The 24,913-nt window shown below is 40.2% G+C and carries 22 protein-coding genes, 1 rRNA gene and 1 riboswitch; of the genes, 4 read left to right on the top strand and 19 right to left on the bottom strand.

Annotation, left to right across the window (positions count from 1 at the left end; genetic code table 11):
- Positions 1-88 precede the first annotated feature (88 nt).
- The gene (lipP1, locus tag ACNQGS_RS18395) at positions 89-1,042 is read right to left on the bottom strand and encodes a LipP1 family hormone-sensitive lipase (RefSeq protein WP_491488596.1); all 954 of its coding nucleotides are present in this window, start codon (positions 1,040-1,042) and stop codon (positions 89-91) included.
- 228 nt (positions 1,043-1,270) lie between these two features.
- Positions 1,271-1,451: riboswitch (Lysine riboswitch) on the top strand.
- Between the two features lie 111 nt (positions 1,452-1,562).
- Between lipP1 and dapA the strand changes: the two genes are divergently transcribed.
- Entirely contained in the window at positions 1,563-2,450 is an 888-nt protein-coding gene (gene dapA, locus ACNQGS_RS18390) for a 4-hydroxy-tetrahydrodipicolinate synthase (protein WP_491488595.1), read from the top strand.
- 198 nt (positions 2,451-2,648) lie between these two features.
- Complete coding sequence (locus ACNQGS_RS18385) at positions 2,649-3,419, top strand: sulfite exporter TauE/SafE family protein (RefSeq protein WP_491488594.1); 771 nt, start codon at positions 2,649-2,651, stop codon at positions 3,417-3,419.
- Positions 3,420-3,453: 34 nt separating this feature from the next.
- Here the strand turns inward: ACNQGS_RS18385 and ACNQGS_RS18380 are convergent, their stop codons facing one another.
- On the bottom strand, positions 3,454-4,758 hold the full coding sequence (locus ACNQGS_RS18380; RefSeq protein WP_491488593.1) for an ATP-binding protein: 1,305 nt from the start codon (positions 4,756-4,758) through the stop codon (positions 3,454-3,456).
- 132 nt (positions 4,759-4,890) lie between these two features.
- Here ACNQGS_RS18380 and ACNQGS_RS18375 point away from each other — a divergent pair, with 132 nt between their 5' ends.
- On the top strand, positions 4,891-5,103 hold the full coding sequence (locus tag ACNQGS_RS18375; protein ID WP_491488592.1) for a hypothetical protein: 213 nt from the start codon (positions 4,891-4,893) through the stop codon (positions 5,101-5,103).
- Between the two features lie 48 nt (positions 5,104-5,151).
- Here ACNQGS_RS18375 and map read toward each other — a convergent pair whose 3' ends face one another.
- The 5 genes from map to ACNQGS_RS18350 form a co-directional block, all read right to left on the bottom strand.
- Positions 5,152-5,892 carry a type I methionyl aminopeptidase gene (map, locus tag ACNQGS_RS18370; RefSeq protein ID WP_491488591.1) on the bottom strand — a complete coding sequence of 247 codons (741 nt, stop codon included), beginning with the start codon at positions 5,890-5,892 and terminating at the stop codon, positions 5,152-5,154.
- A gap of 128 nt (positions 5,893-6,020) precedes the next feature.
- Complete coding sequence (locus tag ACNQGS_RS18365) at positions 6,021-6,848, bottom strand: dienelactone hydrolase family protein (protein WP_491488590.1); 828 nt, start codon at positions 6,846-6,848, stop codon at positions 6,021-6,023.
- A gap of 202 nt (positions 6,849-7,050) precedes the next feature.
- Positions 7,051-8,241 (bottom strand): aminotransferase-like domain-containing protein, encoded by a 1,191-nt coding sequence (locus tag ACNQGS_RS18360; RefSeq protein ID WP_491488589.1) that lies wholly within the window; start codon positions 8,239-8,241, stop codon positions 7,051-7,053.
- 261 nt (positions 8,242-8,502) lie between these two features.
- Positions 8,503-9,246: a glucose 1-dehydrogenase gene (locus ACNQGS_RS18355; protein ID WP_491488588.1), complete on the bottom strand. Its 744-nt coding sequence runs from the start codon at positions 9,244-9,246 to the stop codon at positions 8,503-8,505.
- 92 nt (positions 9,247-9,338) lie between these two features.
- On the bottom strand, positions 9,339-10,319 hold the full coding sequence (locus ACNQGS_RS18350; protein ID WP_423798664.1) for an NADPH:quinone oxidoreductase family protein: 981 nt from the start codon (positions 10,317-10,319) through the stop codon (positions 9,339-9,341).
- Between the two features lie 295 nt (positions 10,320-10,614).
- Between ACNQGS_RS18350 and ACNQGS_RS18345 the strand changes: the two genes are divergently transcribed.
- Complete coding sequence (locus ACNQGS_RS18345; RefSeq protein ID WP_491488646.1) at positions 10,615-11,598, top strand: alpha/beta hydrolase; 984 nt, start codon at positions 10,615-10,617, stop codon at positions 11,596-11,598.
- Positions 11,599-11,653: 55 nt separating this feature from the next.
- On the opposite strand, the gene ACNQGS_RS18340 is transcribed toward ACNQGS_RS18345, so the two are convergent.
- From ACNQGS_RS18340 to rrf, 12 genes are all read right to left on the bottom strand, one after another.
- Positions 11,654-12,478 carry an IclR family transcriptional regulator gene (locus tag ACNQGS_RS18340; protein ID WP_491488587.1) on the bottom strand — a complete coding sequence of 275 codons (825 nt, stop codon included), beginning with the start codon at positions 12,476-12,478 and terminating at the stop codon, positions 11,654-11,656.
- 107 nt (positions 12,479-12,585) lie between these two features.
- Positions 12,586-13,521 (bottom strand): amidohydrolase family protein, encoded by a 936-nt coding sequence (locus tag ACNQGS_RS18335; RefSeq protein ID WP_491488586.1) that lies wholly within the window; start codon positions 13,519-13,521, stop codon positions 12,586-12,588.
- An 18-nt stretch (positions 13,522-13,539) separates the two neighbouring features.
- On the bottom strand, positions 13,540-14,976 hold the full coding sequence (locus ACNQGS_RS18330) for an NAD-dependent succinate-semialdehyde dehydrogenase (protein WP_491488585.1): 1,437 nt from the start codon (positions 14,974-14,976) through the stop codon (positions 13,540-13,542).
- A 74-nt stretch (positions 14,977-15,050) separates the two neighbouring features.
- Positions 15,051-15,755: an alpha/beta fold hydrolase gene (locus ACNQGS_RS18325; RefSeq protein ID WP_491488584.1), complete on the bottom strand. Its 705-nt coding sequence runs from the start codon at positions 15,753-15,755 to the stop codon at positions 15,051-15,053.
- Between the two features lie 28 nt (positions 15,756-15,783).
- Complete coding sequence (locus ACNQGS_RS18320; RefSeq protein ID WP_491488583.1) at positions 15,784-16,617, bottom strand: beta-keto acid cleavage family enzyme; 834 nt, start codon at positions 16,615-16,617, stop codon at positions 15,784-15,786.
- A gap of 53 nt (positions 16,618-16,670) precedes the next feature.
- Positions 16,671-17,657: an NAD(P)H-quinone oxidoreductase gene (locus ACNQGS_RS18315; RefSeq protein WP_491488582.1), complete on the bottom strand. Its 987-nt coding sequence runs from the start codon at positions 17,655-17,657 to the stop codon at positions 16,671-16,673.
- Between the two features lie 229 nt (positions 17,658-17,886).
- Entirely contained in the window at positions 17,887-19,374 is a 1,488-nt protein-coding gene (locus ACNQGS_RS18310) for a carotenoid oxygenase family protein (protein ID WP_491488581.1), read from the bottom strand.
- A gap of 43 nt (positions 19,375-19,417) precedes the next feature.
- Positions 19,418-20,440: a Bug family tripartite tricarboxylate transporter substrate binding protein gene (locus tag ACNQGS_RS18305; protein WP_491488580.1), complete on the bottom strand. Its 1,023-nt coding sequence runs from the start codon at positions 20,438-20,440 to the stop codon at positions 19,418-19,420.
- Positions 20,441-20,532: 92 nt separating this feature from the next.
- The gene (locus tag ACNQGS_RS18300) at positions 20,533-22,059 is read right to left on the bottom strand and encodes a tripartite tricarboxylate transporter permease (protein WP_491488579.1); all 1,527 of its coding nucleotides are present in this window, start codon (positions 22,057-22,059) and stop codon (positions 20,533-20,535) included.
- A 13-nt stretch (positions 22,060-22,072) separates the two neighbouring features.
- Positions 22,073-22,528 carry a tripartite tricarboxylate transporter TctB family protein gene (locus tag ACNQGS_RS18295; RefSeq protein WP_491488577.1) on the bottom strand — a complete coding sequence of 152 codons (456 nt, stop codon included), beginning with the start codon at positions 22,526-22,528 and terminating at the stop codon, positions 22,073-22,075.
- A gap of 232 nt (positions 22,529-22,760) precedes the next feature.
- Positions 22,761-24,383, bottom strand: a complete 1,623-nt coding sequence (gene groL / locus ACNQGS_RS18290; protein WP_491488576.1) for a chaperonin GroEL — start codon at positions 24,381-24,383, stop codon at positions 22,761-22,763.
- Between the two features lie 220 nt (positions 24,384-24,603).
- Positions 24,604-24,720: ribosomal RNA gene (gene rrf / locus ACNQGS_RS18285) — 5S ribosomal RNA — on the bottom strand.
- Positions 24,721-24,913: the final 193 nt, after the last annotated feature.

The raw sequence follows: 24,913 nt of genomic DNA, 5'->3' as shown, positions 1-24,913 counted from the left end.
CTCTTCAACATTAACTCCATTTTAAGGATAATTGGGAAAAAACTCAAAAAAGAAGAGCAAGGCTGTAAATCCCCTGCTCTCTACCTCATTATTTGGAAGCTGCTGGTGCTATTTGATGAACAAATTCCTTCATCAAATCAAAGGACTCCACAGCTACATCCTGGTCCGCAAAAAATTGCAGGAAACCATGGACCATACCCTCAAAGCGTTTAGCGGTTACTGGAACGCCCGCATCACGTAACCGCTTTGCATACATTTCCCCCTCATCTCGCAGCACATCATACTCCGCCGTTAAAACCAGCGCCGACGGCAGACCGCTTAGATCCTCTGCTTTGATTGGTGATGCATATGGATGCTTTCGGTCCTCTTCTTTTTCAAGATATAAATCCCAGAAAAGTCTCATATGAGTGTTTGTTACCCCATACCCATCGGCATTTTCCGAATAGGATGGGTAGATGGAGGAACCATCTAATGGATGGAAATCGATAACGGGATACATTAAGATTTGTTTAGCGATTTTCGGCCCCTGCAGGTCTCGCGCCATTAAAGTCACCGCAGCCGATAAAGCTCCTCCGGCACTGTCGCCGCCGACAATAATATTATTTGGAATGCCATTTAACTCAGACGCATGCTCAGCAGCCCATATTACCGCTGCATAACAATCCTCAGGGGCTGCTGGGAATGGATGTTCAGGCGCTAATCGATAATCAACCGAAATAACTTTTGCACCGGTGTGAATGGTTAATAATCGGCCCAGCACATCATAGCTTTCTACATCACCAACGACAAATCCGCCGCCATGGAAAAAAAGGAACAACGGAAACGGACCTTCACCGGCTGGCGTATAGATACGAATAGGTACTTCCTGCCCTTTAGACCCATCAATGGTACGATTTTCAATGGATTGTACCTGTGGTCTTTCGTTTTCCGGCGGCAGAAATGCTAAAGCCGCCCCTCGATAATTGATTAGATCATCCGTTGTGTTGAGCTCTCCTAATGGGTTTCCAGCTAGAAATTGCTCTACATATGGTCTAAATGTCATCCAAAAACTCCTCTCGTATTTTAAAAGATTATGAGGAGAAATCGCATCGTTGCTATCTTCCGTCAAGTTTACCAGTGATTTCCTTTACTTATATATGATGATACCCAGTTTCTATATAACTATCAGTAAATATACGATTTTAGTATTTTTTATAAAAACCCCTTGAACAAATAGGAATATTCTGTTATATTAATTTTAATTACATACTTCTTACTTCATACCTTATGAAGTGAGGATAGAGGCGCAAAGACCATCAGTAAACCATCCAAGGGTAATGGGACCCGTTGACGGTGGCGGAAAGGGGAATTTGCCGAAGCTTCTGAGGATCTCATTGTTCCGGGAGCTGGTTCTGTTATTTAATAAATACAGAATTGTCATATAGGAAACTATATGGAGGGCTATCTCACGCAGGGGAACTTGTAAAATTAACGTTTCTGATGCAGCTGTTGGGCCTTTCCCGCAGCTGCTTTTTGCGTTTGGCCTACCTCTTTTTAAAAATAATTTTAAAAGGGTGAAATTTATGTACTTTGGCCAAGTTTTAACAGCAATGGTGACTCCGTTTGATCAGGATGGCGAAATTGATTTTAATGCGACGAGAGATTTAGTAAATTATTTATTAGCGAATGGTACTGACGGGTTGGTGGTTTGTGGAACAACCGGTGAGTCCCCTACCTTATCAACTGAGGAAAAAGTGGCTTTATTTAAATTTGTGGTTGAAGTTGCGGACGGGAGAGTTCCCGTTATTGCAGGGACTGGCTCAAACAACACAAGAGCCTCAATCAGTCTAACAAAGCTAGCAGAAGAAGTCGGTGTAGACGGCATCATGCTTGTTGCCCCATACTATAATAAACCATCCCAGGAAGGCATGTATCAGCATTTTAAAGCGATTGCTGAATCTACTTCTCTTCCGGTAATGCTTTATAATATTCCAGGACGCAGTGTCGTCAATATATCTGCTGAAACGGTTATCCGCCTTTCTCAGATTCCTAATATTGTAGCGGTTAAGGAAGCTAGCGGCCACTTGGATGACATGGCCGAAATTATTAAACAAACTGCTGATGACTTTTCTTTATACAGCGGTGATGATGGAATGACCTTGCCGGTGCTTTCGATTGGCGGCGTTGGTGTGATTTCCGTTGCATCTCATATTATCGGGAATGAAATGCAAGATATGGTGTCACGCTTTAAAAATGGGGATTTAGCAGGCGCTGCTGCTGCACACCGTGAATTACTGCCAATTATGAAAGCTTTATTTGCAGCACCAAGCCCAGCACCTGTAAAAGCAGCTTTAAATATGAAAGGGATCCATACCGGCGGTCTGCGCTTGCCGTTAATTCCTTTAAACGAAGAGGAAACCAGAACACTTCAGAATGTCCTATTGCAGAATAGCGAACTGGAAGTTATTTAGAGTGATACCCGAAAGCAGGACAAATCGAGCGGGCTCCCGTTCGATTTGTCCTGCTTTTTTTAATTTCTGCTTCCCCCCATCCTCACTGCAAAAATATTTCTTTAATAAATTCAGAAAAGTGTTTACAAAACCTTCTTCAAACTCTATAATTCACATATATTTACTCGGAATTAGTCACAAAAGAAGGAGGCCCCCAACATGAGCATAGGAATTGCCTTAATGGGATTATTAGTTGGGTTATTGGTAGGTTTAACAGGGGTTGGAGGGGCAGCATTGTTAACCCCGGTGCTCATCATGGTCGGAATTCAGCCTTCCATTGCGGTGGGAACGGACCTAGTTTACAACTCCATTACCAAACTGTTTGGAGTCATTCAGCATTGGAGACAGAAAACGATTAACTTTAAACTCATGAAGTATCTTGCAATCGGAAGTGTCCCAAGTGCAACAGGAGCCATTCTCATCCTTCAGGTTTTTGAAAAATATTTCCACAATCAAGAACAAATTATCAAACATGGACTTGGCTATGTCCTTATTTTAGTGGCCACAGCCATTTTAATTAAGACATTTTTTGATAATAAAATCAGGCCGAACCGCTGGCAAATAAGGCCGATTGAGGAAAAACGAACATTAACAATTTTAATCGGTGCCGGTTTCGGCTTTATTGTCGGCCTGACTTCAATTGGATCAGGATCATTATTTGCCCTTGCCATGCTATATCTCTACCGCTTGAAAGGATCTGAGCTAGTTGGCACCGATATAGCCCATGCCTTTTTATTAGTGACTGTTGCCGGACTCCTTCACGCGAATGCCGGAACTGTCAATTATATGCTTGTAGGGAACCTGTTAATCGGGTCAATCCCGGGCGTGTTAGTAGGGAGTACCTTATCTTCAAAAGTACCAACAAAGCCCCTTCGTACGGTCATCTCAGCGGTCATCATTTTTAGCGCGTTAAAACTTATTGGATTATAATAAAAAAGAGCTTAAACGTTTAAGCTCTTTTTTGTTATAATTCAGTTTCTAACTTTAAATGGCTATCCATCTGAACCATTTTATATTCTGTTATAAAGGCAGGTAATGTGATGGTAATGGTCGTTCCGACATTTAAGATACTCTCAATATCAAGCTTTCCGTTCATTGTCTGAATGGTTTTCACCGCGACCATGGAACCTAATCCTGTACCCTTTGTTTTACTGCTGTAGTATGGCTCACCGAAGCGGTTTATTTGCTCTTTGCTCATGCCGACACCGGTATCAACAATTTTAACGGTGACATTATTTTTTTCAAGCGCTGAAACTACATGAAGCTCCCCGCCGTTTGGCATTGCTTCGATTGCATTTTTTATTAAGTTTAAAAAGCATTGGCGAAAATAATTCTTATTCCCTTGAACAGTTCCTTGACCAAGGTTATCTGTAATAATCACGGAACTCATTTTTGCTAAAGGATTCATGATATCAATGACATTGCGGATCTCTTGTTCGACTAGAAGTGGTTCTACTTTTTCAATTGCTGGTTTTGCGAAGGCCAAGTAATCACTAATAATCGATTCCGCATTATGAAGTTCTCTTTCTATATGTTCAATATAGCGTTTCTTCTCGTCTAGAGATAGACTAGGAGATTTCAGCAATTCCATAAATCCTTTTACAACGGTTAAAGGATTTCGAACTTCGTGTGAAATACTTGCCGCCAATTGGCTGACAACTTCCATTTTTTCAAACTTAACTATTTTTGATCGGATATACATAGCATCAGACAATAATTCAATGATATATACCATAAAAAACATAAGAATAGGAGGCAGAATAATAAAATAAAAAATGTATGCTTCTGTCACAACGAAAACATCAGACATCCATAAGGCGACATAAGTCGTAAGAACCTCAAGGACAATGGTCAGCAATACGGAACTGATTAATTTATTTTTTCGATTAAACCTATTAAATCTTCCTGAAAATAGGGCTGTTGCCACAAAGATCACAATATATACAACTAATGTAATACCATTCATTCCGTAAATGGCAAAGCGGGATGTTAACATAATCACCAATAGAACAGCCCCGACTGGCCATCCGCCATAAAGTGTTCCAATAAATACTGGAATTTGCCTTAAATCATGTACACAATACTCGTCAATGTAAATCGGGAATTTCATACAAAATATGATAGGTAAACTCATGCAGGCTGTCAGAAGGGTTTTTTGATACTGTTTAAATTTTTTGACGTTATCAACTAGCACAAAAAACATTAACAGACTGACAATTATATAAAACACATTATCTAAAACATTGTGATTAATATAAACAAATTCCATTACAGGCAGCCCCTTCAAGTTTTGTGCATTTCCAAGTTACAAATAGAAGAAACACAACCCATTTATTATAGCATTTATCATACTAGTAATTAAAGGGAAATTTTGCCTGCCTTACTGTTCAATTAAAATAGAATGAATATTTCTTCAAAGATATTTGCAATATATGAATGGCTAGAAAGCCAAATTTACAAAGGTACATATATGAAAGGAGAAGCCATGACGAATCGTAACGACAATCGAAAACAGCCGCATACTGGCAGCAACGATGCCGAATTTGGCTCCGAATCAACTTTAAGTAAAAAAGAGCGTAAGAGTGCTGCTAGGCAAAACAAGAAAAATCAATAAGAAAAAAGGATAACTCTTCTCCAAGGGTTATCCTTTTAACGTTCGCTCCTATTTAGTTACTATGATCGGCCCATTTTTCGTCAGAATCAACGTATGTTCGATTTGAGCGACAAAGCTTTTTTCCGTAATGTAGGTCCAGCCGTCTCCTTTTTCATAAACCTCTTCCTCATGAGTAGAAATAAACGGTTCAAAGGCAATGACCATTCCTTCTTTTAAAAGCTCATCATCCCATGGCTCATGGTAATTGTAGATATGGTCTGGACGTTCGTGAATTCTCCGTCCAATTCCATGTCCGGTCAGGTTTTTAATAACGGTGAAGCCATGCTGTTTTGCGGTCTGATAGACAGCTTTGCCGATTCCGCTCTTTTTTGAACCCGGTTTTGCTTTTTTCAGGCCTGCATCAAAAGCTGCTTGTGCCGTTTCACATAATTTTGTCAGCACTTCGTCCCCTTGACCACAAACAATGGAAATGCCCGTGTCTGCGAAATAACCATTCTTTGATGCCGACACATCAATGTTAACGAGGTCCCCTTCATTAATGACCCGATTGCCCGGAATTCCGTGGGCAACCTCCTCGTTGACACTGATGCAAGTATAGCCAGGAAAATCATATTCCCCTTTTGGAGCAGAAATGGCTCCTTCCTTTGCAAAAAGTTCACCAGCGATATCATCTAGCTCTTTCGTAGTAATACCAGGCTTTGTCCGTTCAACCAATTCATCACGAATTGCACCAACAATCCTGCCAATTTCCTTTATTCCATTGATATCTTCTTCTGTTTTAACAATCATGCGATTCCCCTACTTATGTTAGTATTGTTTGTCTAAATGACTTATAGGTTCTATTGTAGCCTTTCTTTTTCGAAAAAAACAAGTGAAAAACAGGTATTATGATTTCATTAGTACCTGGTTTCTTAAAATTATTCGGCTGTAACTCGGTTCAAAAACGCAAGTGCTTTAGCAAAGGAATCCCTAGCATAGCGAGCATTATAAGTTGGATTCGTATCATTAAAAAATGCGTGCGGTGCATTAGGATAAACAATCGCTTCAAATGACTTCCCAAACTTCTCCATTTCTTCCTCAAAAGCAGGAATCAAATTCGTTATATTCGGATCATTTCCTCCATAAAAGCCAAGAATTGGACATTGAATTTTGTCTATATGTTCTTTTGGAGGGCGGCCGTAATACACAACGGAACCGGCATGCTCGGGGTCGTTAACGGCAAGTGCAGCTGATAGGGCGCCTCCCAAACAGAAGCCGACAGAGATGACCGGCATTCCCTTGGTGTTGGGATACGTATTTCTAGCATAATTGGCGGTCGCTGTTAAGAGATTGACAAATCCTTCAGATTTTCTTGGGTCTAAGACTCCAAGCAGTTTGGTTAACGTTGCGCGTAATGTTAGTTGCCGGTCTTGAGGCTGTTTTGAGATTTCCTCTTCCCGTATTTCTGGGTTGAACCACGCTTGATGTGGAATAGAATGAAGAAATTGTTTGGCGTCTTTCACTTTCTCCTCGCCAAGGTCTTCAGGTCTTACTCCATTTTCTGCAAATAGGTCTGGTGCAATGGCAACATAGCCTGCGGCTGCAAAACGCTCAACCACATCTCTAATATGGGCGTCAACACCCCACATTTCCTGAATTACAATAACTGTCGGCCTTGGTTCGGTAACAGGTTCAATTGCGGCAAAATAGGCACGAATATCCCCATTTGTCCCTGTAAATGTTCTCCATTCTGATTGTACTGGCATCGTGACACCTCTTTTATGTATTTTTTCTATCCCAATTTACCATAATAAAGCTGTTTTTAAAATAAAGTGAACCGCCCCATCTGGATAATTTTAGGTATTACAGGATTTGCTCGTCAATTTTTGACTTTTACTCGCCTGATTCGAGGTTTACATGCGCATTTTGGATATAAAAAAACAACCTACAATTTTTAGGTTGTTTTCTTTAAGTAAAAGAAGCAATAAGCTCTCCAAGTATCTGAACGCCCGCTTCCATTCGCTCTTCAGACTCATAGCTGAACGATAACCTTAGGTACTCGATGCCCTCCTGCTGGTTTGCAAAAAAGAACTTTCCAGGCACATACGAAACACCTGCAGCTAAAGCCTTTTCTAACATTTCAGCTGTATCGATACCCGAAACCTTTACCCAGACAAAGTAACCACCCTGGGGAACATACCAAGAAACTGATTCGGGAAAGTACTTCACAATATACTGGGCCAGTCTTTCACTTTTGCTCCGGTATACGGTTTTTAACTCCGCAAGCCTTTCATCGAGATCAACTTTTTCTAAATAGGCGGCCATTGTCGCTTGAGCAAATGGGTGGTCCAAATCCTTTTTAAACCATGAAAAAGCAGTAATAAATTCACTCTCCCCCACTATCCAGCCAACCCGCATACCCGGGGCAACGACTTTGGATAAAGAACCGACATGCAATACGCGGCCTTCTGTATCCAGTGCTTTTAATGTTGTTGGGCTTTCTCCGAAAGAAAGTTCACCATAAGCATCGTCTTCTAAAATAAGGAAGTCGTAATCAGCGGCGAGCTCCAATAGGTGTTTCCTACGCTCACCACTTAAAGTCGTCCCAGTAGGATTTTGAAAGGTCGGAATCGTGTATAGCAGGCGGGGCAAAGTTAGCCCTGCACTTTTTCTTTCGGCAAGGATCTTAGCGAGTTCATCCGTCCGAAGTCCCTGGCCGTCAATCGGGATGCTGATAATTTGTTTCGTGTAGTTGCGAAAAATCTCCAAAGCTTCCATATAAGTTGGCGCTTCAACGGCAACAGCTACATTTTCGTCAAGCAGCACACGTGCAATTAAATCAATTGCCTGACATGCCCCTGCTGTAATTAACAGTTCATCCCCTTGGACTTTTATGTTGCGCTCAGCCAAGCGGTTCTGGATTTGCTGTTTTAATTTCTCCATCCGTGGGGTGCCCAAATAATGAAGCGGCAAATCATGTTCCTCATCCAGCAAGCGGTCTGCTGCCGCCTTTATTTCACCTGAAGGAACCAGTTTAGGCGCAGGATACCCTGAACTTAAACGGATGCACTTCTTAGGTAATGCAGGCATCCATTCCCCAGGCGGGTCGTTCTTTAACGCCGCTTTCACGTTGTCAGGAAAAAAAGAATCAATTTTCACGTTAAACAAACACCTTTCACTACAAACTCAAACTGTTAGTTAATTGCTTTTTTTATAACGTTCAATTTATAATTATTCACGCAATTAACTTCCTTGATATATTTTCCATTTTTATTATTCTGATAATATTTATAGTCTCCATTTGACCATTGCAAAGGTGATTTTTTGAAAAAGAGTTTAAAAAAGCGCTAGTAAAAATCCAAAATGGAAGTTTACTAGCGCAAAATATTTTATCAAATATCAATCTAAGTTCCACACAAATTACAAGTTCAATGTACCACCATCAATTACGATTGTTTCGCCGGTAATGAAGGATGCTTCATCTGAAGCAAGGAATAAAACTAAGTTAGCAATCTCCTCAGGATAACCAATTCGGTTCAGTGCATTTGCTGTAGATAACACGGGCCATTTTTTTGTTTTCTTCCAATCCTCAACCATATTTGTATCAATGATTCCCGGAGCGATTGCATTCACACGAATATTCTTTTTCCCAAACTCAGTAGCCGCTGTTTTCGTAAGGGCAATTACACTGCTTTTTGATGCAGAATAAGCTGCGACCAGCTTTTGGCCTTTGATGCCGGCGATACTTGCTGTATTAATGATAGAACCGCCTGAAGACATCTGGGGAATGGCATATTTTAAGCCTAAGAAAACTCCATTTGTATTTACATCAAACACCTGCTGCCATTCTTCAAACGAAACATCTGGAATCTTACTCTCGCCACTTTTTACACCAGCATTATTAAATAAAATATCTAATTTGCCATAAGTATCTATGGTTTCTTGAACCATAATCTGTACATCTTCGGGTTTGGTCATATCAGTTTGAATAAACTTAGCTTCGCCGCCAATTTCATTCACCAGCTGAACGGTTTCTGCTCCCGCTTTTTCACTATAATCGGCAATGACCAACCGGGCTCCTTCTTGTGCAAAGCGAATTGCTGTAGCTCTGCCAATCCCTCCGCCGCCTCCTGTTATAATAGCTACTTTATCTTTTAAACGCATATTTTTCACCCTTTTTCCATTTTATTTAGGCACACTTCCTGCTATTATCATCGGGTAAAATCTATCTAACGCGTCTTGTCTAAACTATTTCATTATGGCAGTGCAACCAATTTCCCATAAGTTTGACGGTCACCGAGAACTTCCAGTGCGGAAGGAACATCCGTAAAATCAAATTCACGGTAAATGAGAGGCTTGATTAAGCCTTGGTCATAGAGTTTCATTAAATCCTCATGAATTTCAACCGCCTTCTCCGGATACAATCGGCGGAACAAGCCCCAATGCACTCCGACGATTGAATAATTTTTAATTAAGGCATGATTCGCAGGGGCTTCTGGAATACGTCCGCCAGCAAATCCAATGACCAAAAGACGTCCATCAAAAGCAATACATTTTCTGGAACGGTCAAAAACATCACCGCCAACCGGATCATAAATGACGTCTGCACCGCGCCCGCCAGTTTCTTTTTTCACAACATCAACAAAATCTTCGGTCAAATAATCGATGGCAATATCTGCGCCAAGTTCTTTACATAATTGAACCTTTTCCGGTCCACCAGCAGTGGCGATGATTTTCGCCCCTCTTGCCTTACCGAGCTGGATGGCAGCCGATCCAACACCGCCGGCACCGGCATGTACTAAAAGAACTTCCCCTTTTTGAAGATTAGCACGGTGATATAAGGCATAATAAGAAGTTTGGTATGTAATAAACATAGATGCAGCCTCGCTAGGAGACATCTTCTCGGAAATGACATAAACAGAATTTTCAGGTACACTGACCCATTCAGATAATCCCCCGTTTGGAAGTGGAGGTGTAGCTATAACTCGCTGTCCTACCTTAAACCGGCTTCCTTCCCCCACTTCCCGGATAATCCCCGATATCTCAGCACCCGGCGTGAATGGCGTCGGCGGCTTTTCCTGATACTTCCCTTGGCAAAGCAATATATCGAAAAAGTTAAGAGAGGATGCCTCCACTTGAATTAACACTTTTCCCTCTTCAAGGGCAGGTACAGATTTTTCCTCCAGGTTTAACACATCTTTTGGATCCCCTAATTCATTTACAATCCAACTTCTCATTTCTACTTCCTCCTAAAAAAATATAATTTTTTCAAAATAAAATTGCTGAAAATTAGTTTGTTTTCTGAAGGTGTCTTGACTGTACTTTCTTCAAATACTAACCAGTCAGTATTTTATAAAAGGACAATCTATATAATTATTATATTCTATATTTTCTGATTAATAAAATAGTTTGCTTAAACTAGGAAATTAATCATTCTAAAAAAACAGTCTTACTATAAATTTTTATATATAAAAATGATTTACAAATATAAAAAAATAAAGTATAAATTACTTATAACAATTTTTTAGAAAAATCGGACATATAAACTACAATTATAAGGAGGCGCTACTAATGAAAATTCCATCATTATTTAATAGGAGTAATATTGAATTTAATGCAGAAGGTGCCATGTTAAGGGGCTGGCTTTACACCCCTAATACTAATGAAGAGAATTTTCCTGCTATCATTATGTCGCATGGATATGGATCGCTAAAGGAAATGTACCTAGACGCTTTTGCTGAGCATTTTGCCAATAACGGTTTTGCCGTTCTTGTTTATGATCACAGAAATTTTGGGGATAGCGATGGGTTTCCAAGGCAGGAAATCAATCCATATGAGCAGGTTCTTGATTTTCAGCATGCCATTACCTTTATCTGTACATTGAAGGAAATTGATCGTTCACGAATCGGGATCTGGGGAACGAGCTATAGCGGAGGTCATGTTTTACAAGTTGCCGCTATGGACAAAAGAATCAGCTGTGTTGTTGCGCAGGTTCCTACGGTTAGCGGTTCACAAACGGCACTAAGAAGAGTACAGCCTGATGAGGTGCCAGCATTGTTAAATACTTTCTATGATGATCGAGAAAATCGAATGCTTGGTGGAAAGCCTGCTTATAAAAAGATTGTTGCTGAAACTACTGACGAACAAGGGATTTATCAAAATGAAGAAGCTGTAAAGTGGTATTTAAAGGCTGGTGAACGCTCACCCAATTGGAGAAATGAAGTGACAATCCGTTCCATCGATCTTTCACGTTCATACGAGCCTGGGAAATATATTTCCATGATATCTCCTACTCCTTTACTCATTCTTGTTGCTGCAGATGATATTGTCACACCTACCGATTTAACACTTGCTGCTTATGAGGAAGCTCGTGAACCCAAAAAATTAGTGATTATTGACGGTCACCATTTTACACCTTACATTGAGAAATTTGATAAATACAGTAATGAGGCTCTTAAATGGTTTACGCAGCACTTGAAGAAAGTTGATTCTTCGATCATTCCGGCAATGAAATAATCATAAAAAAATCCTCCTATTAAAATGAAAGGAGGATTTTTCAAGAGAAAATATATTATACTAAAGAACTAATTGCTTGCGTAATTTCCTGTGCTTTCGATTTCATAATCGCTTTCAGTTCTTCCTCGTGGATATGCTCAATTAACGATTTAGGCATATATGAGCCAAGTCCCAAAATGATATTGCCTTGACTATCAAATATTGGACAAGCATAAGCTGAAATGCCAAGCGAGTATTCCTCGTGACTTTCCGCAATACCTTCTTCACGGATTTTCGGTACTTGCTTTTTCAAATCTTCAATGGCAGTAATCGAGTTTGACGTATATTGAGGAAGCTGGTGATCAATTAATAGCTTTGTGACAACATCATTGGAATCCTTTTCTGGCAAAAACGCAAAAAAACATTTTCCAAGCGCCCCTGCTGTAATAGGAAAGGAATCACCTGTAGAAACAGTTAACCGAACTTTCAACGGGGGTTCTTCTTTTGCAACATACATCAGATGTGTTTCACGTATTCTTTTTACTAATACAAAAGTTAAACCCGTTTTCACAAGGTCCTTTAAATATATACTGGCAACTTCTATATAGTTATTAATCTCCTTTGCGCGATTGCCTAAAGCGATTAGAGGTGGTCCTAGTGAATAAGTTTTCGAGCTGCTTTCCAATACTACATAGTTTTTTTCTTCTAACGTTCTTAGGATCCGCAAACAAGTACTAAAATTGATTGATAGTGCATTCGCGATTTCAGTGAGCGTAGCTGAATGAAATTCCTGTTTTGCAAGTAATTCTAAGATTTTTATAGATGAGTCCAATGCAGGCACTAAACTCTGTTTTTGACCCATTCCTGTCAAACCTTCCACCTTCCCTAAATGAATGTCCATTCATAATTACACCATATTTAAACAACAATTTCAAATTTGAAATTCACATTCCCCCTCAAAATACTGTAAAAAAAGCTGCCATTTATTTTGAAGGGGTATTCATGTATTTATGATATTAAAGAATCCCATCCTGATAGATTCTTATTGATTGGGGGGAAATCTTTTAGCTCAAACGGAAAGTCAGATCCTGGCACAACTCGACCCTCACCTACCAATTTGACTAAGTAGGAAAGCGCATCATCATTCCAAAGTACGGAGTCAAACCAAAACTTTCTCAAATAGTCCTCCGGAGATGCGCTTAAATTTTTTGAAACAGATTCCCACTGCTGGTATCCCTTCGACATTCTCCCAATCTGGTAAGGAAGAAAGCCCCCGCCATGCGCCAAGAGAATCCTTACGTTTGGATAAACGTCTAAATAGCCTTGTAGCAATAAATCTGCAGCACATACTGTTGTCTCCCATAGAACCCCCATTAAGGTCGACATCTTTCCTTTATTCATCCTTTTGTCCTGACTAAGAAGCGGATGTATAAAAACAATCGCTTTTTGACGATTAGCCTCTTCCCAAAATGGAATATACCGTTCATCAGTTAATAAAGTACCGTCTATGCCGGTGCCAATAATCGATCCTAACAACCCTTTTTTCATTGTAGACTTCAATTCTGATGCCGCTTTAATTGGATCATTTAGGGGAACTGTTGATAAGCCAGAGTATCTAGTGTTGCTTCTTTTCATCATATCAATCAGCCCTTGGTTGTATACTGCGGCAAATTCAGACGTAATAGCAGGGTCAGTATTATATAGAAACAATTGTGGTAGAGGTGACACTAATGTATGGTCAATTTGAGCTTTTCTTTGCGCCGCTGCATGCTGGTTTTCATCAATGAAGGCTTCAGATAATGAGAACGGCCAAGTATCATTAATGATAAGGACATCTGGCAGATCTTCTGTTAGCTGTTCCCGCCTTACCGAAACAAGATGCTGATGCTGTTCAAGCCACAATAGAGCTTCTTTTGGAATAAAATGCGAGTGAACATCCTTCATGATCTCATGTTTCCCCATTTAGCCAACAGGTGATTGCTTAATCATAATGGAAATTGATTTTGTTTCCAGATAATCTTCCAAACCATATTTGCCGCTTTCCCTGCCGTAGCCGCTTTCCTTTACCCCACCAAACGGTGCTTGCATGGAGAATGGTGCTGGATCGTTTACACCAACCATTCCATATTGCAATTTCTCAGAAACGCGATACATCCGTGACAAATCATTCGTATAGAAATAGGATGCAAGGCCATAATTCGTGTTATTAGCCTTCTCTATTACTTCTGCCTCTGTTTGAAAGCGAATGAGCGGGGCCACAGGACCAAATGTTTCCTCCCTTGTAATGACCATCTCTTCTGTTACATCAGCTATTACGGTTGGTGCATAGAAATAGCCATTTGCATATTCCTCAGTTGTTAATCTGACACCTCCACAAAGTACCCGAGCACCTTTTTCTAGGGCATCATTTACTTGGCCATGAATACTATTAATGGCATTTTCGTTAATTAAAGACCCCATTTGATTGGATTCATCCATTCCGTTCCCAACCTTCATTTGCCTAACAGCCTTCTGGAATTTCTCAGCGAACCGCTCATAGATTGATTCCTGGATATAAACGCGGTTCGTACAGACACATTGCTGCCCGGATGAGGCAAATTTACTTGAAATAACTCCTTGCACTGCCAAATCTAAATCGGCATCTTCAAAGACAATAAAAGGAGCATGCCCTCCCAGCTCCATCGAAACACGCTTGATTGTATCGGCTGATTGGCGGATTAATGTTTTACCTACTTCTGTGGACCCTGTAAATGAAATTTTGCGTACATCCTGGCTATCCATTAATGTTTTCGCAATTTCAGCGGAAGGTCCTAGTACAAGATTCACTACTCCATTTGGAAGTCCAACCTCATCAAATATCTTAAAAAGCTCAATCAATGATAACGGCGCCTCTGATGATGGCTTAACAATCACAGTACACCCAACAGCGAGTGCAGGAGCTAATTTCCTGGCACCCATCGAAAGCGGGAAATTCCAAGGTGTAACGGCAGCTACTACTCCAATTGGCTGTTTAATAACATGCGCTCGTTTATTCGCTGTTGAAATCGGCAATACGTCACCGTATACCCGCCTTGCTTCTTCGGCAAACCATTTGAAAAATGAAATCGTACTGCCAACCTCATACCTTGCGTTATGAATTGATTTCCCCATTTCCTTTGTTATGATTTTAGCGAGATGTTCCTTTTTTTCTAGCAATTTATCAACAATTTGGTAGAGATAATCGCTGCGTTGTTCTGCTGTTAAAGAGGACCATACCGGGAAGGCATTCTTTGCGGCTCGGATAGCTTGGTTTGTTTCTTTTGCTCCAATCAGATATGCAACATCTACCAATTCACCAGTTGCAGGGTTCTTTACTTCTAAAACTTGATCTGATTTAACCCAACTTCCATTTATATACATGAATTTTATCCTCCAATCTATTACATGAATTCTCCACCTGCTGTATATGGCGGCTCTCTAAATTTCAGGAATGATTATTTTTCCAGCCATGGTTCCATTAACTCCGCTAACTCTTTAGGCTGCTCCAGCGGTATTAAGTGACCGCTTCTATCGACAGTAGCAAACTTGGCTTTCTTTGCATAATTGGTCATTTGCTTCGTCTTCTCCAGAGGAACAACGACATCATTGACACTTGCAACAAATAAATATGGGATATCATGTTTCTCCAATAAGTGATGACGGTCGACTCTTGCCATCGTGGCAGTAGCATGGGCAATATAGCGGTCTTGTCCGTAATCTGTAAGCATTTGCTTTCTAATCTTTTGAAACTTTTTATCCTCGACATTGCTAGGATAAAATGTCCGATTCACACCTGCTGCTACCATTTCTTCATATTCACCGGACTCAGCACGGGCAATGGACTTTTTCCGAAGCTCCTTTGAAGCGTCTGACTCCCCTTCAGCACTCGTGCCAATAAGAGATAAGCCGGTAATCCGTTCAGGCGCCTTTTCTAACATTGCCAGTGCCAGGAAGCCGCCAAATGAAAATCCGGCAAGATGAAACTGATCAGGTAAATCCTTTAATACTTCCTCAGCTAATTGATCTAAGTTAGCAATCGCCGGAACAGTAATCGGGTAGCATTCAATCGATGAAGGCAAGTGTTCGATTACTTCGTCCCAAATTTGTTTTGTGTTGTTAAGCCCGGGGATTAACACAAGATTTTTTACATATTCAGACATAGTCATACTCCTTATTTATAGTTTTGTTTTAAAATTTTGCCGCTTTTTGTTCTACCTTCATAATTTTTCGGGCTTCAACTGGTGTAGCGACATCACGCCCAAATTCATAAGAAACGTTTTTAATCCGTTCTACAAATTCTGCATTCGATTTAGCAAGAACTCCAGGCCGTATGTAAACATGGTCTTCCATACCCACTCGAACATCGCCGCCCAGACCAATGGTCAGTGTATTCATTGCGAATTGATTTTGAAATGCTACACAGCCCCAGCTTGCTCCTTCTGGTAAAGAGTCCAACATATACAGCAGGCTTTTTGGAGTTGCCGGCATGCCGCCATCAGCTCCTAATACAATTTGAAAATGCAAATCACCCGTAATCAAGCCTTCATCGACAAGCTTCATCGCATTTGTAATCATGCCTGGATGGAATACTTCTATTTCAGGCTTAATTTGATATTTCTGCATTTTAGCAGCTAAATTCCGCAAGAATTGCGGGGAATTCATAAAAACGATGTTTCTTAGGTTTAATGATCCAGTATCTAATGAAGCAAAATCAGGCGCCAATTCACAAAACGCCAGCCTCTCTTCGTCTGACAGGCCATGTTTGCCCGCAGAAGATAAACTAATGATCAGTTCATCCCCACATTTTTCTTTTACACGTTCTACAGTTTCACGATATAAATTAACATCCATGGACGGTGAACCATCTGCTTCACGAACATGCAGATGCGCGATGGCAGCTCCTGCTTTCCAGGCGAGATAAACTTCATCGGCAATTTCCTTTGGTGTTAGAGGTACATACGGTGTGTCAATCCTAGTAGTATTTGTCCCCGTCGGCGCTACTGTAATAACCAATTTCTCCATAAAACCCTCTCCCTTTTTATTTGTATAAATACGTCTTATCTAAAAATATCCTTTTACTCTGTTACACGGAGCACAATCTTCCCTTTGTTTTTATTAGCTTCCATATACTGGTGGGCTTCTCTAACTTCTTTCCAGTCAAAAATAGTATCTATTATCGGAACCACTCTTCCATTAGCAAAATGGTCTCCTAAAAACTCTAATAGTTCCTTGGTTAATTCGATTTTCCGAAAAAGCGGCTGCGACCTTAAGGTAGTTCGTAACAGCTGGAATCTTTTTAATAGAAGTGTTCCTAAATCCAGTTGATTCACAATCTTTTCACCAAGAGACCCAATGATAACCAATTTTCCGTCTGGAACCAATGATTGTATGTTTTGTTCAAAATAAGGAGCTCCAATGCAATCGAGAATGATATCAACACCGTTACCATTGGTGTACTCATTAACAAAAGGTAAAAATGGTCCCTTTTTATAATTCCAGCCTGCCTTTGCCCCCAACTGCACACAATACTCAATTTTCCTATCACTACCTGCTGTAATTAACGCAGTGGCCCCCGCCAATTTGATTAATTGAAGTGCAGCACTCCCTATACCGCTAGCGCCTGCATGAACTAACACTATTTGCCCTTTCCTTAATTGCCCCAATGAAAAAAGACTTTGATACGAGGTTAGGAACGTTTCAGGAAAGGCAGCAGCTTGTTCAAATGTCATGGTATCTGGAATCTTAATTAATAAACCTTCTGGTACACTTACATATTGAGCATATCCGCCTCCAGGTAATAAAGAACAAACTCGGTCACCAATTGAATGAGATGAAACACCAGCCCCGAGTTCTACAACCTCTCCTGACATTTCAAGACCAAGTATGTTTGACTCTCCTGGTATTGGCGGATACATTCCACGCCGTTGCTGCAGGTCAGCACGATTTAACGCCGTTGCTTTTACTTTCACCAATACTTCTCCAGGGTTTACAGCAGGGGTTTTTGCTTCGCCAATATAAAGCTGATCGGCCGAACCGAAATCCTTCATTAGAATTACCTTCATTTCATCACTCCTTATATCAATGTCTTATTAAGACTTGATACTTCCTGCTGGCAATTAAAATGGGAATTACCAAATGCTTTAGCACCTACATGCACGAAGCATTTTTAGCACTAAACCATAAAAAAGTGAATTCCCATACCTATTTTCATATCTAAATTTATCAACAAGATGATGATGGAAGAAGAACTTCAAACAATCCCATTTAAAGTTCTTCTTTTGTTTGAAAAATTTATACTCTTTCTCCCTTAATACGGTCACCTTCTACCCAACAAGAATGAGCGCCAATTGGAATTCGGTGTGGGAGAATAATACGCGCTACTGGTCCAATTGAAAAATCTTTCGCATCAAGAATGAGACATTCTGACCGATTTTCATTCATATCAGTAATTAACGTAATTAAGTACCCGTCATCCTCTTCTACAGCATTAAGTCTTCTTGCTAATTGCGGCTCACTGCCTACTCTGCCCTCACCGTATTCGTAGCGCTGATATGTGCCATCTAAAAGATCATATTTCTTGATACCACTCAGCCACCATGCTTTGGAGTTATCGAAAGTAGAGTTATAGCTATATCTGTATTTCTTGCCGACAAAGTCATTGCTTACCACTGGGAATTCTGTTATTTCGTCATCTAAGAATTCCTCTTTCGTTTTTCCTGTTTTAAGGTTAAAACGCCAGCGATACATGCGATAACCTGTTTGCTTTTTGTCAAATTGATTTTTCATCTTATCGATTGCATCTGCACCCTGCTTCCCTACCGCTGGTTTTCGCGGATTAAAGGTAACACAGCCTTCCATCACTATCTCATCGCCGTTTTCATAGCAGTTTGACAAATGCAGGATGAAACAAGGCCTTGCTTCAAACCATTTGATTTTACTGTTATCACCATATCTAGGGATAATACCAAACCGAGCAGGCATATCCGTAAAGAAGGTAACTTTACGCTCCCCTTTAGCCAACAATTCTGGATCGAAAATGAACGGCAAATCATGCAAGATGGAAAAGTTTTTTGTGATCCCTAAATCATGCGGCCAACGAACACCTGGCAGGTCGATTGGAACATAATGTTTTAGTTGGCTATTCTGATCGACTACACCATAATACATATAAGGATACGTTTCACTAAAATTGAAGAACATTAGCTCTCCAGTATCGTTATCTACTTTAAAGTGAGAGCATATACCTGCAGGTGCAATGGTTGCATTCCAGCCGTCGGATTCGAGCATTTCTAATGAAATAGGATCTAAGCGATTCGCCTCACTACATTGTGACATTGTCGCAAGTAGCTTTCCTGCATGAGCTATAACATCTGTTCCAGCATTATCTTTCATGGTTCGCATACTGCCCCAGCCTTGACGAGTAGCTAGATGAGGCTCGAGCATCCCCGGCCATAACGATTTACCGGCAGCCTGCTCTGCTAAAAATCCAGTGGTACGGACAAATCGGTTTCGATAGGTTGCTTTTCCATCCTCGAAATGGAGAGCATGAAGCATTCCGTCTCCATCAAAAATATGAAATACTCCCATGGGTTCATGAACCTGATTATGACCATTACGAACATAAATACCATGTAAATCTCTTGGAATTTCGCCAATTACTTCTAAACTATCAGTGTCAGCTGTGTATTCCTTTCCTACTGGTTCGAAATGATCTTTCAGAAATGGATTTAGATTATCTTCGCGTATAGTGATTTTTACCTCATTTTCAATTTTAATCAAAATAGCAACCTCCCTAAATTTTGCTTAAATGTATGGATAAAAATCATTTCTTAATAATCCCTAATTTTTTTAACAGGTCACCAGCAAGTTCAAAGGTACGTGTTGCTTCAGCCTGTGACTTACTTGGGTCCAAATACAAAATTTGCGAATTGCTATTTTTTACATAATCCACATATTCTGGGTCCTGTTGCGCTTTATGGAAAGCTTCCTCTAATATGGATAATTCTGTTTTCGAGATTTTTTTAGGTGCAAACAGCATTGAAAATGCTTCAATTCCACCTTCCATCTTTAAATCTGCAAGTGATACCGCCCCGTCATATTCCGTTTTTTCAGTGCCAAATACAATTAAAGGTTTTAATGTGCCTGCTTTAATATGTTCTAATGCATCACTAGGCATAACAACAGCTCCATCAATATGGCCGCCTAGTAATGCGGTAATCCCTTGGGCACCGCCTTCATACGGAACGTTCTTAACCTTAACTCCTACTTTTTCGGCAACTGCAACCATATTTAAATTCGAAATACTTCCTGGTCCAGTAGTTGCATAAGAAAATTTCCCTGGATTCTCTTGTACAAATTTTAACCAATCTTCGAATGTATTCCATTTAGAATCTGTTCTCACTACCAGCATCGGAATCGAAGCTGTATTTTTCATGATTGGCTGGAAGCTATCATGTGTAAAGGAAGCTTCACCGAAATGAGGCAGAACGCTTACATGGGAGACAGTTCCATATGCGATGGTATAGCCATCTGGTTTTGCGTTCATTAATTGTGTCATTCCAATAATTCCGCCGCCGCCTTCGACATTTTCAATGGTGATGGATTCTTTATGTGGAAGATGCTTTTCGGCAAGTTTTGCTAAAAGTCGTGCGCTATTATCGTTGATGGAACCGGGGGCAAAAGGAACAATCATTTTAATTGGTTTTTCAGGAAACTTTGATTCTACTTTTGCTTCCTTATCACCTCCTTTACTGTTGTTTTGGGAAGCGCTCTCTTTTGTGTTTGAGCATGCCGAAGCTAGGATTAATACCAGAGAGAACAATAACAATTGAATCGATTTTTTCATCCATCTCACCCTTTTCTGTAATTTTTAATCATTTCAAACTAAAACAATGTTTCGTTTGTTTTGGTGGGACACCTCCTTACCAGCCAATGTATTTATCCCTTAACAGCAGCTGCTGTGCTATCTTCAGCCAACTTAGACTCTTTTCGCCTGTTCTTTATTTTTGAAAATAGCGGTGATATCAGCATCAGTATAATAATAAGCAATAAAACTAGTGAAGCTGGTCTTGTCACAAAGGCGGAATAACTGCCCTCTGTGAGCAATAAAGTTCTTCGCAAACTCTTTTCAATTATCGGGCTTAATACGTATGCCATGACAAAAGCAGCCATCGAAAATCGTCCCATTATAAAGATAAAAGAGAGAACACCCAGGATTAGGGAAAACCACAAATCAAAATATTTAGTGGAGGCTGAGAAGCCGCCTACGAGAGCGATGACTAGCACAATCGGCATGAGAAATGAGTTAGGAACAACAAGCATCCTAGCAAATAACGGTGTTAGTAATCTTCCAATTATATACATAGAAATAGTAGTTAGGAGAAATCCAAAAAGGATTCCATATGTTAAGGTCGGATCTTTAGCAAAAATTCTTGGACCTGGCTGTATGCCATGAATAATGAACGCACCCATGACGATGGCGATTCCTACTGAACCTGGAATACCTAAAGCGAATAGTGGAATGAGCGCGCCACCAACTGAAGCATTATTAGCGGATTCTGGTGCAGCAATTCCCTCAGGGTTCCCTTTACCAAAGGTTTCAGGGCTTTTTGATACTTTTTTTGCCCCGATATATGAAAACCACGATGCCGCTACCGTACCTAGTCCGGGTAAAATTCCTGCGATTGTTCCTATTACTGAACCAATTCCAATTGGCTTTGCGACGCTCTTTATCTCTTTCAATTCTAGTTTTGTAGAAAGATTACTAGTGTTGGAAGCAAATCTAATATGCAGTTCATCTTTTACAACTCTTAATATTTCAGGAATCGCAAACAACCCTATTAGCAAAGCCACAATGCCAAGACCTTCCATTAAATCTAATTGCCCCATCGTAAACCGAGGGCTCCCAATAAACATATCCATTCCGATTGTTCCTGCCATCAAACCAAGAACGACCGAAATTAGGCTCTTTGTCATTGTCCCCTTAGTACTGATAGAAGCCACGGCAATCAATCCCATAATCCCAAGCAATACGAATTCAGGGTCAGATAGTTTAAGTGCAAAATTGGCAATAGGCTCTGTCAGAAAGATCAAACATAAAGCACCAAAGATTCCCCCTATTGTAGAAGCTGTCAATGAGTACCCCAGCGCCTTCCCAGGCGATTTTTTTCTTGCTAAAGGCACTCCATCCTCCAAAGTAGCTGCAGCAGCCGGTGTTCCAGGTATCCCCAAGGTTATAGAGGAAATAGATCCCCCGTATTCAGCTGCCTGATAGGCCGCTAGCAATAATAATACGGCTGCTACAGGTGACATGGAATAGGTGAACGGAAGAAGAAAAACAATCGCAATCGTCGCGCCTAAACCTGGCAAAGCTCCTATTACAAGGCCAACGATCGTACCAATTATAATGACAACCATATTTGTAAGCGTAAACAAAGTAGTGAAATCAAAATTAAGAATTCCCATCTTTTCACCTCCTTTAGAAATCTATTTGCAACAGCAAATCGAAGAATAGGTATATGCCTAAAAGTACACCAGAAGTAGATATTAGATTCATTATCAGCACTTTTTTTGAACTTTTCTCTGGCTGATAAATATGAATCAATGTAAACAAATACAGGAATGTTGGAATATAAAAGAAATTTAACTTCGCCCAGATGAAAATATAAACTAACGTCAGCAGCAGAGTAATCCCTACCATTTTGATATTTCCTAAATTAATGATTTCGCTTTTTTTATCCATTATTGTTTGGAAAATACTTATTATCGTTAGTCCGATTAGAATAAGAGCCAATATTTTTGGGTAATAACCTGGCCCAATATCACCGGCTCCTGAGCCCCCCATATTGTGAAAACCACTAGCAGTTTTGTAATAAGCAACTCCCAAAATGAGGATACCAATCAATAAAAATAGTGAAGTTTTCTTTAAAGACAATTTAACCTCCCCTTTCTTTTTAGTTGAAAATCAATTAAATTCCCTCTCATCGATTGTCATATACGGAAACGTTTTCCTCATATGACAATTATAAGTCCTTGATTTATAGATTGTCAAACTAATTATTAGAATGTTTGAAATATTTTATCAAAAATTATACTAATAAAAAACTGGTGAGAATCTGATTGATTTTCACCAGTTCAAACAATGCCTACAACCTTTTCCTAACTTATTAATGATGGTGCATCATTCCGCCCATGGAATCATCATGTTTCTCTGTTCCCGGAATAATAGAAATAACGGCTTCGGTCGTCAAAAACACTCCGGCAACGGAAGCCGCATGCTGAAGGGCGGAGCGTGTTACTTTTACAGGATCGATAATACCCAACTCCAACATACTTCCCCATGTGCCGTCGGCCGCATTGAAGCCAACTCCAAGCTTTTCCTGCTTTAATCGTTCTACAATTACCGAGCCTTCTTCACCTGCGTTTTCTGCAATTTGCCTAACAGGCTCCTCCAAAGCTCTCAGAATTATTTTCACGCCTGTTTCTTCGTCCCCACGAACTGTTTTCAGCACCTCGTTTACTGATGCGTAAACATTCATCAACGCTGTGCCTCCACCCGGCACGACTCCTTCTTCAACCGCTGCCCTTGTAGCATTTAAGGCATCTTCAATGCGGAGCTTTTTCTCCTGCAGTTCAGTTTCTGTATGGGCACCAACTTTAATGATTGCAACACCGGAAGCTAATTTTGCAATACGAGTTTGCAGCTTCTCTCTATCAAATTCATAGGCTGTTTCCTGTAATTGAACCCGTAAACTCTGTACTCTAGTTCTGACGGATTCTGCTTCTCCAGCACCATCGATGATCGTTGTATTGTCTTTTGATACTATTACTCTGCCTGCATTCCCCAACTGGTTGAGACTCGTTGTTTTCAAGTCAAGGCCAATATCTTCCGTGATCAACGTTGCTCCTGTTAGAAGAGCAATATCTTCGAGCATAGCTTTTCGATGTTCGCCAAACCCTGGTGCCTTAACAGCAACTGCATGGAATGTACCACGCATGCGATTGACAACTAACGCACCAATCACATCACTCTCCAGATCATCCGAAATAATCAAAAGCTGTCTATTTTGACGGACTACTTCCTCAAGGATCGGTAGAATGTCGTGGATTATTTTGATTTTATAATCTGTCACAAGAATATAAGGATTTTCTAATACAGCCGTCATCTGTTCATGATCTGTAACCATATAGGAAGAGGTATAACCCCGGTCAAATTGCATACCATCAACAAAATGGAGTTCTGTCATAAATCCTCTTGACTCTTGAATTGTAATGACACCATCATGACCGACACGGTCCATGGCTTCAGCAATCAATTCTCCTATTTCGTCATCACCGGAAGAAATCGATGCTACTTGAGCAATCGAATTTCTATCATCTATTTCTTTAGAAATTTCTTTTAATTTTACAACAGCAGCCGTTACGCCTTTTTCCATTCCCTTTCGAATACCGACAGGATTCGCACCGGCTGTTACGTTTTTTATTCCTTCTTGAATCATTGCCTGGGCCAAAACAGTAGCCGTTGTTGTTCCATCACCAGCCAATTCATTGGTCTTTGAAGCCACTTCCGCTACTAACTGGGCTCCCATATTTTCTATAGGATCCTCTAACTCTACTTCATTGGCAATTGTCACTCCATCATTCGTGATTAACGGTGAGCCAAAGCTTCGTTCAATGACCACGTTTCTTCCCTTTGGACCCAAGGTTACCTTTACCGTATCAGCCAGCTTATTAACACCTTCCAGCATTAACCTTCTTGCTTCTTCTTTAAATTTAATGTCTTTAGCCATTTTTACCCCCTAAATTTAATAATATTCTTACTATATCTATTAAAAAGGTAATTACCATATCCGGAATTTATTTCCGTATATAAAATAAATATAGATATTATAAAGGTAGTTGTCAATTAAAATTCTGAAATTTTAGATTTATCGTTTCAGTATATTATTTAAGAAAAACAATATTATTGCTAAAAAAAGACAACCTGAATTTTTCAGATTGTCTTTTTTTGCCCGGCAGTGTCCTACTCTCACAGGGACTTGCGTCCCAACTACCATCGGCGCTGAGAAGCTTAACTTCCGTGTTCGGGATGGGAACGGGTGTGACCTTCTCGCCATTACTACCGGACCTATTTAATTAGAGGTTTCATTCCCTCAAAACTAGATAATACAGAAGAAGTGTATAAGAACGAGTTCGCTAAATTACATTGATTATTGTCTAGCTCCAGCGTCCAGCAACTAGTGTCCTTCGGTCTTTTCCCTACGATAAGTCAACATCGATTCGCTAGCGCTCATCGTGTTTCCTTTATCTCAGTCAAAGT

The sequence above is a fragment of the Neobacillus sp. PVCKKU3 genome, from assembly GCF_058323225.1.
The sequence above is the reverse complement of the archived record's forward strand: the minus strand, read 5'-3'. Positions and strand labels throughout refer to the sequence as shown.